Here is a 15,418-nt window from a genome sequence, read left to right as displayed (position 1 = left end):
CTCAGGCCTCCACGGTCCTGGTGCGGACCATCAGTAGTGCTGTCTTCTCGGGAAGCTGTAGCTCTCCCTGCTCGACGAACCCGGCCGCGGCGAACGCGCGGACGGACGGCGTGTTCTCGACATCCGGCTCGGCCACGACCCGCCGGCACTCCGGGTCCGTCGTGAGCAACGCGTCCGCCACCGCACGCAGCAGTTGGCGGCCGAGACCGCGGCCGACCCTGGTCACATCGCCGATGGCGATGTGGATTCCCCAGTCGTGCTCGTCACTCGCGTAGTACTCCGCCAGCCGGTCGTACCTGACCCGGTAGAGCTCGACGTACCCGAAGTCCTCGGAGTCGATTGCCACCACACAGGGAATCGAATGCTCTCCCGCGGTCTGCGCGCTCAATTCCTGCGCCCACCGCTCCACCGACCAGTCCTGATGCCACCACCGCCGGATATGCGGCTGTGCCATCCACCACGCGATCTTCGCGGCATCCGAACGACCGGCGGGCCGAAGGTCGAAGCCGTTGTCCAGGTGAAGCATCGGATCGACGTCACACCTCATCGCAGCGGGTTCGGAATATCGAGGTAGACCGACTGGGCATCCAACGGCGCGACCACTTCGTCGATCCCGCGCAGCCGGGTGAGCATGTTCGCCTTGCACGGCAACGTCTCCGCCTCGAGCCATCGACGAGCCAGCCGGTCACCATCCGGACCGGCGGACTTCAGCAACGGCAGCGCCGACGTCAGCCGATCCCGCACGACACCGAGCAACGAGTCCTCATCCGCGACGCCGTCGTACCCCAGACACCCCACCACGGCGAGCGCCTGGTTGTGCAGCAGGTAGTACGTCAGCCGATCGTCGACGATCGCATCGTCGACCACGGCCAGGGTGGAGTCCTGCGATCCCGTCACAGCAAGCAGTCCACGCAAGTACGACGAAGCCAGGTAGTACCCCTGGTTGTCGCGGTACGCGCCGCCCTCGATCCGGCCGGCACCGTCCAGCCGCACCAACGTGTTCTGCTGGTGTGCCTCCAGTCCGATGCCGGTCTCGGCGTACAGGTGCAGCATCGGCACCAGCACCTGGTCGATGTACGACGCCACCCAGCCGGCCGGGTCGTCAGCGGCGTACTCACTGAGACGGCTGATCCCACCGGGCCGTGGTGCGACCAGACCGGCCAGACACGCGTAGCTGTCGACGTCGGCCGGCACTTCCCGTACGGCGACGTCCAGGCCGGTCAGTGTCGGACCGCCCTCGTCCAGAGCCACCCACGCCGGGTCACGGACGATGGTGAAGGTTGGGTGTGCGGTCGCCGTCCCGGCGTTGTACGCGGCGTCCAGCAACCTGTTGATCTCCAGGCCGCGACGCAGCTCGGTCGGCGTGGATTCGCGGCGTGAGTTGGTGATCCGCAGGCCGAGCGACAGCTTGAGCATGACCGGCAGGTCCGGGTGGTACACAGTCCGCAGACTCGAGGTCGGGTACCACTGCGCTCCTTGCGGGCCAAGCGCCTTCACCCGGCCCGCCGAAATCAGCTCGGCAACCCGCCGGCGCTGCATCACTGCGGTCGCCTGCCACGGGTGCGCAGGGATGAGGACTCGGCCGGCCGACGGGGTGATGCCGGCCAGCGCGCCCATGAGCTGCAGAGCGTCCAGTCCCTGCAGCGAGGGCGCGCCGACCAGCTGGTCCGACGACACCAGTTCGGCGTCGGCTTCGAACCAGTGCACCGCGAAGCGGCCGCCGAGTTCCGGCGAGTAAGCCGCCAGCTCGTCGCCGCTCAGTCCCTCCCGGCTCTTCGGGGCGGGGTGGTTCAAGTGCCCGAACAGCAGTGCTTGCTCGATCTCCAGGAAGCGACCGGGTCCGCGCTCACCGCCGGCCTTCGAGACGAACAGTTCGACGTTCCGGACCGACTCGGCGGTCCGGGCCGCGAGGTCCTCGATCTCCGCCGGGTCGGCGTCGACGGACAGCAGCCGGACCAGATCCTCCGGCGCCGGCGGTACGCCGTCCACCAGGACGTCGGTGAATTCGTGCAAACCGGTCCGGGACGCGTGCTCGACCCGGGCCGTCACGGTCGAGTCTCCAACTTGGAAGCTCAGCGGGCCCCCCTCGACCGGGACCGGTGTTTCCCTTGTGTAGCACCGCAGGATCGCGTTGAGGTGGGCTGCAATCGCGGTGTCAGTCGGTGAGATCACGCTGCTCCTTCGCCGGTCTCGGCCTGGAGGTCGAGGCCGGTGGCCACGACCTGGTCGAGCAGGTTTTCGATGTCCGACGCGGTGGCGTTCGGGTTCAGCAGTGTCAGCTTCAACGCGACCACCGCCGGGCGGCCGCTGCGGGCCGGCAGCTTGGTCCGGCCGATCAGCGCTCGTCCGGACGTCAGCAACCGGCGCCGGACCTCCCCCTGCAGGGCGTCCGCCTCGGCCGCCTCCAGGCCCTGCCCGGCGACCCGGAACAACACCGTGGTGAGCGTCACCGGCGCCAGCAACTCAAGGTTGCTGTCGGCAACGACTCTGGCCGCGGCGGCGTGCGCGAGTTCGTGACAGGTGTCGAGCATCGCGCCCAGACCGGCTCGTCCGTACGCCGTCAAGGTGGTGGCGACCTTCACCGCGTCCGGGCGGCGGGTGGTCTGCAGGCTCCGGCCGAGCAGGCCGTCCAGGCCGGAATCGATGTCGTCGGCCGGATTCAGGTAGTCGACCGACCGGCCGAACGAGGCGAACCGGTTCTTGTCGGCCACCAGCAGCACGCTGGTCGCGGCGGGCTGCCAGCCGATCTTGTGCAGGTCCAGCGTCACCGAGTCGGCGTGCGAGAGGTCGGCCAGCAGTGGCGCGAGCTGGTCGGAGAACAGCGCCCCGAACCCGTACGCCGCGTCGACGTGCGCCCAGGCGCCGTACTGCCGGGCCAGCTCCGCGATCGGCGCGATCGGGTCGATCGAGCCGTAGTCCGTCGTACCGGCCGTGGCGACCACCGCGATCGGCGTCCGCCCCGGCTTGGCGAGCTCGTCCGCGAGGACGTCCGTACGCATCCGGAAGTGCTCGTCCGAGGGGATCGTGATCGCGGCGTTCTCGCCGAGACCGAGGGCGGCGCACGCCCGCTGGACCGAGAAGTGAGCCAACTCCGAGCAGAACACGACCGGATGATCGATTCCCTGCACTCCATAACGCCGTACGTCGACACCGAGAGCGGCGGCGGCGTCGTCACGGGCGATCAGGACGGCGAGCAGATTCGAGATCGAACCGCCCGGCGTCAGTACGCCGTCCGCGTCCGGGCCGAAGCCCGCCAGACCGGCCAGTGCCTTGACCACCCACTGCTCGATCGCGAGCGTCGCCGGACCGGAGTCGTAGGTGTCCATCGACGCGTTGCTCGCCGAGGCCAGCGCGTCCGCGTCGACGGCGACCTGCAGCACCGGCGGCTGCAGGTGCGCCGCGGCGTGCGGGTGGCTCAGGTCGATCCCGTTCTCCGCCAGCAGCCCCGCGATCAGCTCGAGCGCCGCCGACTCGCCGACCCCGGTCGAGGGAACCCGCGGCTCCCCCAACACCTCGGTGGCCCGCCGCAAAACCTCCCCCGGCCCCCCAGCCGGCAACGGTCCCCGGCCCGGATCGGAGACGGTCGAGGCCAACGGCCACGAAGCGAACGGTCTGCGCACCGGGGCGGGCAACGCAGTCAGACGCGCAGGTTGCGGCATCCAGATCTCCCGAAGAAGAAGTTGTTAGGTAAGCCTTAGTAAGGCAGACCTAACTTTTGCCGCCGATGACGTACCGTGTCAACTCGGCCACGGCCGACGTGGCGATCCTCACGATTCGCTGCCTGGGCACGTTCGGACTGCTCGTTCAGTGTGCTCCGGCGAGAGCATCCGCCCTACGTGCCGCATACCGGCCGAGGATCAGGAACCGTAGGGGGTCCTGGTGAGGACGAACGTCGCTACGTTGAGGTGGGAGATCGTGTCGCCGTCGCGGATGACTTTCAGCTTCTCGCCGGCTAGATAGCCGTCGCGGCCCTGGTAGAGGTCGGGGGCTACGGGTGAGAAGCGGGACGTGAGGGCGCCGGTGAGTTGGAGGATGCCGCCGGAGACGGACATGGTGACTGGTGAGTTGCCCCAGTACCAATGGCCGAGGATGTCTTCGCCCTGGGTGAGCGGCGGCTCCGGGACCCACTCCTGCGCGAGGACCGGCTCATGGTCGACCAGTTCACGCAGAAGATCCGGTGGGAGCGAGGCGACCCGGCCATAGGTCGCGTTGCCGAGGGTCACCGCGCCGATCCGCCGTACCCGGTCGACGAAGAGACCGGCCAGGAAGCCGGGCATCGAGCCGGTGTGACCGACGAACAGGTACGGGTCGTCGGCGATCAACCGCAGACCCAACCCGTACGACGCGCTCAGAGCCTCGCGCGGATCGGAGGCCACCGGCGACGCAATCTCCTCGACCGTGTCGCGGCTCAGCACCTCGTACACCGGGTCGATCCAGAACATCGCGTACTTCGCCAGGTCCTCGATCGTGCTCCACAACTGCCCCGCCGGCGCCATCGCACCCGCGTCGTACGCCGGCTCCTCCATCAGCCGGCCGCTGAACGGGTGCACCGAGAACCCTTGCGCCGCCGCACCGGCCGGGAAGTACGTCGTACGACGCATCTCCAGCGGATCGAGGATGCGCTGCCGCACCAGGTCGAGCCAGGACTCACCGCGCAGCCGGGCGACGATCTCGCCGAGCAACCCGTAACCGAGGTTCGAGTAGTGGTGCCGCCGATCGGCGGGTCCGGCGGCCTGCGACTCGTCCATCGCCGCCGTCAACTGGTCGAACGTGACACCCGGGTTGCGTTCCCACCACGGTCCCTCCGGCTCGGCGTTCATGCCGCCGGAATGGGCGAGCAGATGCCGGATCGTCCTGTCCCCGAAGGCGATTCCAGGCAGGTGCTTGCCCACAGCATCGTTCAGCGCGAGCAGCCCGTCGTCGCGGCACTGCAGCACCAGGATCGCGGTCAGCGTCTTGGTGATCGACCCGATCCGGTACTGCACGTCCGGACCGGGCGCACCGCCGTCCGCCGTGGCGAACCGCCCGCGCGACCCGGTCCACACCAACTCGCCGTCCCGGACCACGCCGGCGTTGACCGACGGCAGCTTCCATTCGCTCTGCGCCGCCGCGATCTGCGCGAACAGAGCGGCGGCGGTGTCAGGACGTACAGAAGTCACTCAAAGGCCTCCGGGGCTGGGCAGGAGCAGATCAGGTTGCGGTCGCCGTACGCGCCGTCGATCCGGCGGACCGGCGGCCAGTACTTCGACGCGCGGTCGACCGACCGCGGGAACGCCGCCTCCTCGCGCGTGTAGGCGTGCTCCCACTTGTCGTTGATCACCGACTCGGCGGTGTGCGGCGCGTTCACCAGCGGGTTGTCCGCGGCCGGCCACTCCGCCGCCGCGACCCGATCGATCTCGTGCCGGATCGCGATCATCGCGTCGCAGAACCGGTCGAGTTCCCCGAGGTCTTCGGATTCCGTCGGCTCGACCATCAGCGTGCCGGCCACCGGGAACGACATCGTCGGCGCGTGGAAGCCGTAGTCGATCAGCCGCTTGGCGACGTCCTCGACGGTGATCCCGGTCTCCTTCGTCATCGGCCGCAGGTCCAGGATGCACTCGTGCGCGACCAGGCCGTTCTCACCGGTGTACAGCACCGGGAAGACGCCCTCGAGCCGCTTCGCCACGTAGTTCGCCGAGAGTACGGCGGCCTTCGTCGCGGCGGTCAGGCCCTCGGCACCCATCATCCGGATGTACGCCCACGAGATCGCCAGCACACCGGCCGACCCGAACGGCGCCGCGCTGATCGGGCCGACCCCGGACTCCGGACCGGCCTGGTCCAGCAGCGGGTGGTTCGGCAGGTACGGCGCCAGGTGCGCGGCCACTGCCACCGGCCCGACGCCCGGCCCGCCGCCACCGTGCGGGATGCAGAACGTCTTGTGCAGGTTCAGGTGGCTGACGTCGCCGCCGAACTCACCGGGCTTCGCGAGCCCGAGCAGTGCGTTCAGGTTCGCGCCGTCGACGTACACCTGGCCGCCGTGCTCGTGGACGATCCGGCAGACCTCGGTGACGCTCTCCTCGTACACGCCGTGCGTGGACGGGTAGGTGATCATGATCGCCGCGAGCTTCTCGGCGTGCTCGGACGCCTTGGCCCGCAGGTCGTCCAGGTCGATCGTGCCGTCGTCGTTGCCCTTGACAACGACGACCTTCATGCCGGCCATCACCGCGGAGGCGGCGTTGGTGCCGTGCGCGCTGGCCGGGATCAGGCAGACGTTGCGGCCCTCGTCGCCGTTCGCCCGGTGGTAGCCGCGGATCGCGAGCAGGCCGGCCAGCTCGCCCTGCGAGCCGGCGTTCGGCTGGATCGACACCTTCGCGTAGCCGGTGACCTCGGCCAGCCAGCGCTCCAGTTGCCCGATCAGCTTCACGTACCCGGCCGCGTCCTCGATCGGCGCGAACGGGTGCACGTCGGCGAACTCCGGCCAGGTGACCGGCTCCATCTCGGTGGTCGCGTTCAGCTTCATCGTGCAGGAGCCGAGCGGGATCATTCCGCGGTCCAGCGCGTAGTCCTTGTCGGACAGCTTCCGCAGGTACCGCAGCATCGCGGTCTCCGACCGGTGGGTGTTGAACACCGGGTGGGTCAGGTAGTCCGTCGTACGGCGAACCGCCTCTGGCAACGCGGTCGTCCCGAGCGAACCGTCGTACCGGACGCCGAAAGCGTCGCAGACCAGGCGCAGCGCGGTGGCGTCGGTCTTCTCGTCGCAGGAGATGCCGACGTGGTCGGCGTCGACGAGGCGGAGCCAGATCCCGTTCTGCCGGGCCGCGTCGACGACGTCGGCGGCGCGGCCCGGGACGCGGGCGAGCACGGTGTCGAAGAAGTTGTCGTGGACAACCTCGACGCCGCCTTCCCGCAGCGACCCGGCCAGCTTGCCGGCGTAGTCGTGGACGCGTTCGGCGATCGCCTTCAGGCCGTCCGGGCCGTGGTAGACGGCGTACATCGACGCGACCACGGCCAGCAGGACCTGCGCCGTACAGATGTTGGACGTCGCCTTCTCGCGGCGGATGTGCTGCTCACGGGTCTGCAGAGCCAGCCGGTACGCCGGGGAGCCGTCGGCGTCGACCGAGACGCCGACCAGGCGACCCGGCAACGACCGCTCCAGACCGGAGCGAACGGACATGAAGCCGGCGTGCGGACCGCCGTAGAACAGCGGTACGCCGAAACGCTGCGACGAGCCGATCACGATGTCGGCGCCGGCCTCACCCGGTGCCTCCAGCAGCGTCAGGGCGAGCAGGTCGGACGCGACCGCGACCAGGGTGTCGCGCTCGTGCGCGGCGGCGATCAACGGGGCGAGGTCGCGGACGACGCCGCCGGAGCCCGGGTACTGCACCAGGAAACCGAAGAAGTCGCCATCGGGCAGACCGTCGGTGGTGTCGGCGACCACGACCTCGATCCCGAGCGCCTCCGCCCTGGTCCGGACCACCGCGACGGTCTGGGCGAAGCAGTCCGCGTCCACCAGGAACCGGTCCGACTTGCTCTTCTTGTTGGAGCGGTGCGCCAGCGTCATCGCCTCGGCGGCCGCGGTGCCCTCGTCGAGCAGCGACGCGTTGGCGGTCGGCAGGCCGGTCAGGTCGGAGACCACGGTCTGGAAGTTCAGCAGCGCCTCGAGCCGGCCCTGGGAAATCTCCGGCTGGTACGGCGTGTAGGCCGTGTACCAGGCCGGGTTCTCGACCAGGCGGCGGACGATGACGGACGGGGTGAAGGTGCCGTAGTACCCCTGGCCGATCATCGAGGTGGCGACGTTGTTGCGGGCGGCGAGCTGGCGAAGCTCGTGCAGCGCGTCGACCTCGGAGGCGGGTTCGGGCAGCCGGAGCGCCTCGGCGGACCGGATCGACGCCGGGACCGCGGCGTCCACCAGCGCGTCCACGTCGTCGTACCCGAGAAGCTGGACCATCCGCGCGACCTCGTCCGGGCGCGGTCCGATGTGGCGGTCGGCGAAGGCGGCCGAGACTTGCGGGATTTCGTTCACTAGAGGCTCCAAGGCTGACAGTGCTGCCGGGGTCGCCTCCCCCTCTGTCACGTGGTGTGCGCTCCAGAGTCGCCTGTGGCATTCGGTCCATGGGCCTGAGAGGTTCCGGGGAGGAATTGCCCCTTCGGCGCCCGGGTCAACGGGTCTCTCCCGAATGCTGTGTACGGCAGTCCCGAGGCTACCAGGAATCCTCGAACAGTTCGGGCAGGAGGCTCCGGGCGACCGGCTGGGCGGCCTCGACCTGCTCCGGAGTGGCCGCCGTCATCGGCCAGCGAACCCGGGTGCCGACATCGGCCCAGTCACCGACGGCGGCCAGGAACTTGTCCAGCGCCGGGTTCGACAGCCCGGCCTTCTGCAGTGGTACGACGTGCTGCGCGAAGAACTCGCCGATCCGGCGTTCCACGTCCAGGTCGCGCGCATACCGGACCGAGCCGTTCGGCGAGAGCGCGGCCACGTTGGAGTAACTGCCGTGTGCACCGAGTAGCGACATACTCGCCAGGAAGTGGCCGGGCACGAAGATCGACAGGCCGGACTTCGTTGCCTCGTCGAACCAGGCTTTGTCCCCGCCGGCGGTCTTCAGGCCGATCAGGCTGGGCACCGACTCGGCGAGTCTGACCAGCAGGTCCGGACCGACCCGGGTCTTGGCGTGCGGCGGGTTGTACAGCACGAGTGGTACGTCGGCGGCGGTGTCGGCGACCCGGCGGAGGAAGTCGAGCGACTCCTGGTCGTTCAGCGGCAGCCAGTCGGGCAGTATCACCTGGACCGCACCCGGCTCGAGCTCGGCGGCCCGTCGTACCCGCTCCAACTGGAGCTGTGCCGACGGATGGCCGGCACCGATCTGGAACGGCTTGCCGGTGGCCGCGAGGATCTCGTTGACCCGATCGAACTCGGGCTCGGTCAGCGTCTGGAACTCCCCCGCGGTGCCGTGGGCGTACAGACCGTCGACCTCGGTCGCGGCGAGCGTGGCCGCCTGTGCTTCGAGCCGCGCGTAGTCGATGGAGTCGTCGGCGTCGAGGGGCAACAACAAAGTCGCCCACACACCGCGCAGTGTTTCGACGGTGAGTGGGCGCACAGTGTGAGCAGCGGGTCAGCCGGTCATGCGGGCGCGGCGGCGGGCGGCAAGCTCGTCGTTCGCGTGCTGGTCGGCGTCGTCGTGGCCGTCGGCGCGCTCCGTGGGCAGCTCGGACAGCGAACCCTCGACCTCGCGCCAGACACCGCCGAGGGCGATCCCGAACACGCCCTGGCCGCCGGCCAGCAGATCGATCACCTCGTCCGGCGAGGTGCACATGTAGACCGACGCGCCGTCGCTCATCAGGGTGATCTGGGTCAGGTCGTCGATACCGCGCTTGCTCAGGTGCGCGATCGCGGTCCGGATCTGCTGCAGCGAGATCCCGGCGTCCAGCAGCCGCTTGATCACCTTCAGCAGCAGGACGTCACGGAAACCGTACAGCCGCTGGGTGCCCGAACCGGTTGCCGGGCGCACCGACGGGGAGACCAGGCCGGTGCGTGCCCAGTAGTCGAGCTGACGGTAGGTGATCCCGGCCGCGGCGCATGCCGTCGGGCCGCGGAACCCGACGTCCTCCGGCATCGGCCGCAGGTCGTCGTCGAAGAGCAGACCCTGGACGCCCGCGGCAGCGGCCGCCTCGGCGTGTGCTTCGGACGTCGACTGCGCCGTCAGATCCGTGTCGCCGGTGCGTGTCACGCCTGAGCCTCCCTGGGTACCGACTGGAACGGGTCACATCCGTGGAGTGACAACACCCCACAACTCCTTCAAGGTAAGCCGCCGATCAGGGAGGGTCAACGATCACAGCCCTCGCCCGAGAGCGTGTCGCAACCCTGACCTCAATCGTTACCTTGCGCGCCTTGTACCAGATCGTTCACCTCTGCGGGTCCCGCACCGGCGACCCGCCCCTAACTCTTGTCGAAGTCCTCCGGAGTGACCTGGTCGAGGAACTCGCGGAACCGCTCGACCTCCTCTTCCTCCTCCACTTCGTCGGTGCCTGCCGCCTCACTCTCCGGGATCGGGATCCCGGCCTCGGCCAGGATCTCCTCGGTGCAGAACACCGGTGTCCCGGTGCGCAGCGCCAGCGCGATCGAGTCCGACGGCCGGGCGGAGATCTCGGTCTTGTTGTCGAACACCAGGATCGCCTCGAACACCCCGTCGGTCAGGTTCACGATCCGGACCTGGTTGAGGGTGTGGCCGAGCACGCGGATGGTCTCGGCGAACAGATCATGGGTCAGCGGCCGGGGCGGCTCCATACCCTGCTGGGCGAATGCGATCGCACTCGCCTCGGCGGCACCGATCCAGATCGGCAGGTACCGCTCACCCCCGACCTCCCGGAGCAGCACGATCGGCTGACTCGAGGGCATCTCAACCCGGACTCCGACCACGTCGACTTCGCGCACACCTTCAGCCTACTCCGCAGGGAAGCCCCGGGCAGGCCCACGGGTGCGCCGATGGGACGAACTCGAAGGTCAGCGCGGGAGCCGGGAGCGGACCAGGGCGGCGTGCAGGCGGACGGCGAGGGCGGCCAGTTCCTCGGTCTTCTCGGTACGGCGGGGGCCGGTGACCTGCTCGATCAGGCCGGCCTCGCGGTCGGCCGCCGTACGGAACGGGCGCAGGTGGCGTGGCTCGATGCCGTAGCGGGCGAACTCGCCGGCCAGTTTCGCGACCACGATCGCGTCCCCGTCGTAGTGGTTGCCACGAGCCACCACCAGCCCGTGGTTCTCCACCTGGTCGAGCAGTTCGGCCGGGATGTCCGCGGCCGCCCGCAACTCCTCCCGGGTCAGCCTGAGTTCGGTGCCCTCGGCACCGAAGTCCTCGGCGGACGGCAGGCCCGGCGGCTCCGGCAGCGAGGTCGGCGCGACCGGCGGGCCGCCCGCGGCCGGGCGCAGGCCGCGGTCGATCGCGGCCAGGTGTTCCTTGATGACCTTCAGCGGCAGGTAGTGGTCACGCTGCGCGGTCAGGACGTAGCGCAGCCGCTCGACGTCGGCGGCACTGAACTTGCGGTAACCCGACGCGGTCCGGGCCGGCGTCACCAGCCCCTCGGACTCGAGGAACCGGATCTTGGAGATGGTGACGTCGGCGAACTCGGCCTGCAGGATCTGCAGCACCTCACCGATGCCGCGGCCCTCGGCGGACGGCTCAGGCCTGGCCACTGGCGTAGTACACCAGCCGGTACTTGCCGATCTGGACCTCGTCCCCGTTGTTCAGCCTGACCTCGTCGATGCGGTCGCGGTTCACGTAGGTGCCGTTCAGGCTGCCCACGTCACGCACCTTGACGCCGTACGCGTCGCGGCGGAACTCCGCGTGCCGCCGGGACACGGTCACGTCGTCGAGGAAGATGTCGCTGTCCGGGTGGCGGCCGGCGGTGACCACGTCCACGTCGAGCAGGAAGCGGCTGCCCGCGTTCGGCCCGCGCTGGACGATCAGCAGGGCGGACCCGGCCGGCAGCGCGCCGACGGCGGCCTCGTCGTCGGCGGACAGCGGCTCACCGGTGCGCTCCGGCTCCGGCTCGGCACCGATCGGGGTGAGCATCGCGGTGTCGGTGACACCGGGTGTGACACCGGGCGTGGTCGAGGTTGCCGCCGGGCGGTCCGCGCCAGGAAGCATCGCTCCGCACTGCGAGCAGAACCGGCTGCCCTCGGAGTTCTCGTGCCCGCACTGGTTGCAGAACGGCATGCTGTGATCCTCCCGATCGCCGGCGGTCCGGCGACGTTTTCGATAGACCCCGTGTGAACAAGTGTGGACTCGGAAACGCGGACCTCAACCCTCTACCAGCGGTTGAGGTCCGGCCAACCTATCAGTTGGCGCAAGGCGGCCGCCGGGCGGTCCGCACCGTGCGTCCCGGGCCGGCTCCGGCCTGCTTCGGCTCAGCTCTGGTCGAGCTGGGCCTGGTACTGCTCGGCGTCCATCAAGGCCTCGACCTCCTCGACGTCCTCGACGTCGATGTCGAGCAGCCAGCCCTCGCCGTACGGGTCGCTGTTGACCAGGTCCGGCTGGTCGGCGAGCGCCTCGTTGACCGCGGTCACGGTGCCGTTCACCGGCGCGAACAGGTCGCTGACGCTCTTGGTCGACTCCAGCTCACCGCAGGCGTCGCCGGCCCGCACTTTGCTGCCGACCTCGGGCAGCTGCACGTACACGATGTCGCCGAGGGCGTCCTGCGCGAAGTCGGTGATGCCGACCCGCACCGGTCCGTCGCCGTCGGACTTCACCCATTCGTGCTCGGGCGTGTACTTCAGGTCTTCCGGGTACACCATCGTCCTCTTTCACTCAAAGCACAGCTGCTTGGTGGGGGCTGACTTACTTCGTCGGGCTGGGCGCCGGGCGAGCGTAACGATGCTCCTCGGGCGCGTGCAAGGCGGTGATCTGGACCAGTGGAAGTTCGGTCACCTCGGCCGTTCCACCGACCTGGGGACCGGTCACCTCGCTGACCAGACCGCCGGGGAAGTTGGCCGCCTCGGCCAGGTTGTGCGACTCCCCGATCGCCTCGATCACGTACGGCGAGCTGACCTTCTGGCCGTCGATCCGGATGCCGGGCGAGTCGTCGACCAGGTCGGTACTGGCGACCACCCGGACCGAGCCGTTGATCTGGATCGCCTCCGCGCCGGCGTCGCGCAGTTCCTCGATCGCGTCCAGCAGGTTGCTGGACGTCATCTTGCCGTCGGGGTCGTTCAGCGTGATCCGCACTCCCGGCCCCTGCGCGGGCAGGGTTCCGGCCAGGATCCCGAGCACGCGGACCTGCGCCTCGGCCTGCTCGCGGGCGGTCTGCGCCTTGTCCGCGCTGGACTCGAGCGTGTTCTTCCGCTCCTCCAGCTCGGCGATCTCGCTCTCCAGCCGCCGGGTGTTCTGGCCCAAGCCGTCCAGGATCGCGATCAGGTCCTCGCGGCGGGCGTTCTGGTAGCCGTCGTCGGCCCGGTTGACCCGGACCTGGACGACCGCCATACAGGCGACCAGTGCGAGTACGACGGCGACGATCGCCTGGCCGCGCGACGGTTTGAAACCGGCCTTGAGCCGGCGCAGCGCCAGGTTCGGCGTCCGCGGCGACTTCGGCCGAGGCATCGGCGTCGGCTCCTCCGGATGCACCGGCCCACCGACCTCCCCACCTGCGTCCTTGCCTCCACCAGACGCCCCGTCAGGCGTACCTCCACCCGACGCCCCGGCTGCAGAGCTACTCTCACCAGGCGCCGCTGCAGGGCGACCTTCGCCGGACGGCGGGGCTGCGGCTCCACGCTCACCGGACGACGCGGCTGCAGATCTGCCCTCGCCCCACGCCGCGGCTGCGGCCGCGCCCTCCCCGGATGACGGGGCTCCGGCTGCCTCTTCGGTCGGCTTCCGGCCCTCGTCCGTGCCGACCGGCTCACTGCCCCTGCCTGGCGTGGCCGGCGTCTTGCTGTCCGCCGCGGGTTCGGCGCGACGATCCTCCGCGGCGGCGTCTGGCCGCTGCGGCTCCTGGGCTTCCCGGTCCGGCTTGTCGTTGCTCATGTCAGGCCCTGAAGATGTGCCGCCGGATCGCGGCCATGTTGGTGAAGATGCGGATGCCCAGCACGACGACCACGCCGGTGGACAACTGGGAACCGACCCCGAGCTGGTCGCCCAGGTAGACGATCAGCGCGGCGATCAGCACGTTGGAGACGAACGAGACGACGAACACCTTGTCGTCGAAGATCCCGTCCAGGAACGCCCGCAGCGCCCCGAACACGGCGTCGAGCGCGGCCACCACCGCGATCGGCAGGTACGGCTGGGCCCATTCCGGTACGTCGGGCGCGACCAGCAGACCGATCACCACACCGATCACCAGTCCGAGTACGGCGATCATCTCGGTCCACTCACCTTCGCGTAGCGCAACGCGATGGTCGCATCGGCGGGCACCAGCAAGGATTCCTCCGTCGTGATCGTCATCCTGACACCGAAATTGCTGACCAGGTACTGCACCCACTGACCACCCGAGCTCTGCGCGAACCGGGCCGGCATGGTCGCGGTGTCCCCGATCGCGAGCACCGTGTACGGCGGCGTGAGCGAGCTGTAGTCGACCGTGATCGCACTCCCGGCGCCGCGGATCGCGGTCATCGAGGTGAGCCGGTGACCGTTCACCGAGATCGCCTCCGCGCCGGCCGTCCACAGGCCGTTGACCAGTTGCTGCAGGTCGACGTCGAGCAGGCGGCCTTCCTTGTCCGCGTCCTTCGCGTCGTCGACCACGGCCTTGATCCCGGGACCGGTGACGGCGATCGCGCCGGTCTGCAGTTCCAGTGCGTCGAGTTGCTGCTGCAGGGCGGCACCCGAACTGGTGTTGCTCAGTCCGCTGGCCTGCAACCGCCGTACCTCGTCCGCCAACTGGGTCTGCTGGGCGCGCATGGTGTTCAGCCGGGTGTCGGCCTGCTCGATGCGGGCGATCAGTTCGTTGCGCTGCTTCTCCGCCTCGGGCGCGGTGCGGTAGTTCTGCGAGGCCGCGACGGCGAGCAGGAAGCCGAGGACGAGGGTCGCGGCCACGAGCATCACCCGGTGCCGGGTCCGGACCGGCTTGCCGTCCTGTTTCGGGCGGGTGCTGGCCGCGGCGGCGTACCCCTCGTCGAGCGGGTGGGCCATCAGGTTGTTCAGCAGCGACATGGACGCATCGACACGCCGCGGTGTGGGTGGGCCTTCCTTCGGTGGCGCAGACTGAGTCACGGGTCTACCCGGCCGGGTCCTTGATCGGTTTCACCGTCTGGATCAGGTGCCGCAACTGGGCGAAGTACAAGGCGCCGGCCCAGTAGTACAGACCCGTCCCCCAGATCGCGAACGCCCAGCCGAACACCCGCGCGAGCAGGTTGAGGGTGCTGTCGCCGTCACCGAGCAGGAGCAGCGGGAACGCGTACAGCAGGCAGAAGGTGGCCGACTTGCCGAGGAAGTGCACCGGCAGCGCGTTGAAGCCGCGGCGGTGCAGGGCGGGCAGGGTGAAGGTCAGCAGCAGGTCGCGCAACGGCAGCGCGATCGCCAGCCACCACGGGATGATGTCGCGCAGCGCGAGACCGAGCACGGTGGCGAAGATGTACAGCCGGTCCGCGACCGGGTCGAGCATCTGACCGAGCCGGGTCGTCTGGTTCATCCGCCGGGCGATCTGGCCGTCGGCCCAGTCGGTGAACCCGGAGACGGCGAGCACCAGGATCGCCCAGCCGTCCTCCTGCGGACCGAGGATCAGCCACAGGAACAGCGGCACTCCCAGCAACCGGAGGAAGCTGAGCACGTTCGGGATCGTCAGTACCCGGTCGGACACTTCCAAGTCCGGCACGCGACCCCTCCCTCTCTCACCCTGGACACCCGTCGTAACTGTACTTGGGTGCGTCGACAGGTTTATCCCCGGCCACTCCGGGGAAGCCCTGCCCTTCCCCTGATACCAGAACGCCCTCGCCCCGTTCCCGCTACGCCCGCTATGAACC

15 protein-coding genes and 1 riboswitch are annotated in these 15,418 nt (G+C 69.4%); all 15 genes read right to left on the bottom strand.

The window, feature by feature from the left end; all coding sequences use genetic code 11:
• Position 1: 1 nt before the first annotated feature.
• The 15 genes from ACYVOK_RS07540 to ACYVOK_RS07470 all read right to left on the bottom strand — a co-directional run bounded on the left by ACYVOK_RS07540 (position 2) and on the right by ACYVOK_RS07470 (position 15,270).
• Complete coding sequence (locus ACYVOK_RS07540; protein WP_460661538.1) at positions 2-526, bottom strand: GNAT family N-acetyltransferase; 525 nt, start codon at positions 524-526, stop codon at positions 2-4.
• Between the two features lie 17 nt (positions 527-543).
• Entirely contained in the window at positions 544-2,049 is a 1,506-nt protein-coding gene (locus tag ACYVOK_RS07535; RefSeq protein WP_460661537.1) for an IucA/IucC family protein, read from the bottom strand.
• A 119-nt stretch (positions 2,050-2,168) separates the two neighbouring features.
• Positions 2,169-3,512, bottom strand: a complete 1,344-nt coding sequence (locus ACYVOK_RS07530) for a pyridoxal phosphate-dependent decarboxylase family protein (RefSeq protein WP_460662182.1) — start codon at positions 3,510-3,512, stop codon at positions 2,169-2,171.
• A gap of 345 nt (positions 3,513-3,857) precedes the next feature.
• Complete coding sequence (locus ACYVOK_RS07525) at positions 3,858-5,159, bottom strand: serine hydrolase domain-containing protein (RefSeq protein ID WP_460661536.1); 1,302 nt, start codon at positions 5,157-5,159, stop codon at positions 3,858-3,860.
• A complete protein-coding gene (gene gcvP / locus ACYVOK_RS07520) occupies positions 5,156-8,002 on the bottom strand; it encodes an aminomethyl-transferring glycine dehydrogenase (protein WP_460661535.1) in 2,847 nt (948 codons plus the stop codon). Before gcvP ends, ACYVOK_RS07525 begins: the two co-directional genes overlap by 4 nt.
• Before the next feature lie 73 nt (positions 8,003-8,075).
• Positions 8,076-8,165: riboswitch (glycine riboswitch) on the bottom strand.
• Positions 8,166-8,180: 15 nt separating this feature from the next.
• The gene (locus tag ACYVOK_RS07515; RefSeq protein ID WP_460661534.1) at positions 8,181-9,041 is read right to left on the bottom strand and encodes a dihydrodipicolinate synthase family protein; all 861 of its coding nucleotides are present in this window, start codon (positions 9,039-9,041) and stop codon (positions 8,181-8,183) included.
• Between the two features lie 48 nt (positions 9,042-9,089).
• Entirely contained in the window at positions 9,090-9,704 is a 615-nt protein-coding gene (locus ACYVOK_RS07510; protein ID WP_460661533.1) for a MerR family transcriptional regulator, read from the bottom strand.
• 209 nt (positions 9,705-9,913) lie between these two features.
• Positions 9,914-10,408, bottom strand: a complete 495-nt coding sequence (locus tag ACYVOK_RS07505; RefSeq protein ID WP_460661532.1) for a bifunctional nuclease family protein — start codon at positions 10,406-10,408, stop codon at positions 9,914-9,916.
• 69 nt (positions 10,409-10,477) lie between these two features.
• Positions 10,478-11,161, bottom strand: a complete 684-nt coding sequence (gene ftsR, locus ACYVOK_RS07500; protein ID WP_460661531.1) for a transcriptional regulator FtsR — start codon at positions 11,159-11,161, stop codon at positions 10,478-10,480.
• Entirely contained in the window at positions 11,148-11,684 is a 537-nt protein-coding gene (locus ACYVOK_RS07495) for an FHA domain-containing protein (protein WP_460661530.1), read from the bottom strand. Before ACYVOK_RS07495 ends, ftsR begins: the two co-directional genes overlap by 14 nt.
• A gap of 191 nt (positions 11,685-11,875) precedes the next feature.
• Positions 11,876-12,259, bottom strand: coding sequence for a glycine cleavage system protein GcvH (gcvH, locus tag ACYVOK_RS07490; protein WP_460662181.1), 384 nt, complete (start codon positions 12,257-12,259; stop codon positions 11,876-11,878).
• A gap of 46 nt (positions 12,260-12,305) precedes the next feature.
• Complete coding sequence (locus tag ACYVOK_RS07485; protein ID WP_460661529.1) at positions 12,306-13,487, bottom strand: DUF881 domain-containing protein; 1,182 nt, start codon at positions 13,485-13,487, stop codon at positions 12,306-12,308.
• A gap of 1 nt (position 13,488) precedes the next feature.
• Positions 13,489-13,821 (bottom strand): small basic family protein, encoded by a 333-nt coding sequence (locus ACYVOK_RS07480; RefSeq protein ID WP_131352136.1) that lies wholly within the window; start codon positions 13,819-13,821, stop codon positions 13,489-13,491.
• Positions 13,818-14,609: a DUF881 domain-containing protein gene (locus ACYVOK_RS07475; RefSeq protein ID WP_460661528.1), complete on the bottom strand. Its 792-nt coding sequence runs from the start codon at positions 14,607-14,609 to the stop codon at positions 13,818-13,820. Before ACYVOK_RS07475 ends, ACYVOK_RS07480 begins: the two co-directional genes overlap by 4 nt.
• 64 nt (positions 14,610-14,673) lie before the next feature.
• Positions 14,674-15,270 (bottom strand): CDP-alcohol phosphatidyltransferase family protein, encoded by a 597-nt coding sequence (locus tag ACYVOK_RS07470; protein ID WP_460661527.1) that lies wholly within the window; start codon positions 15,268-15,270, stop codon positions 14,674-14,676.
• Positions 15,271-15,418: the final 148 nt, after the last annotated feature.

This window comes from Kribbella swartbergensis (assembly GCF_054784135.1).
This window is presented reverse-complemented; position numbering and strand designations above follow the sequence as displayed.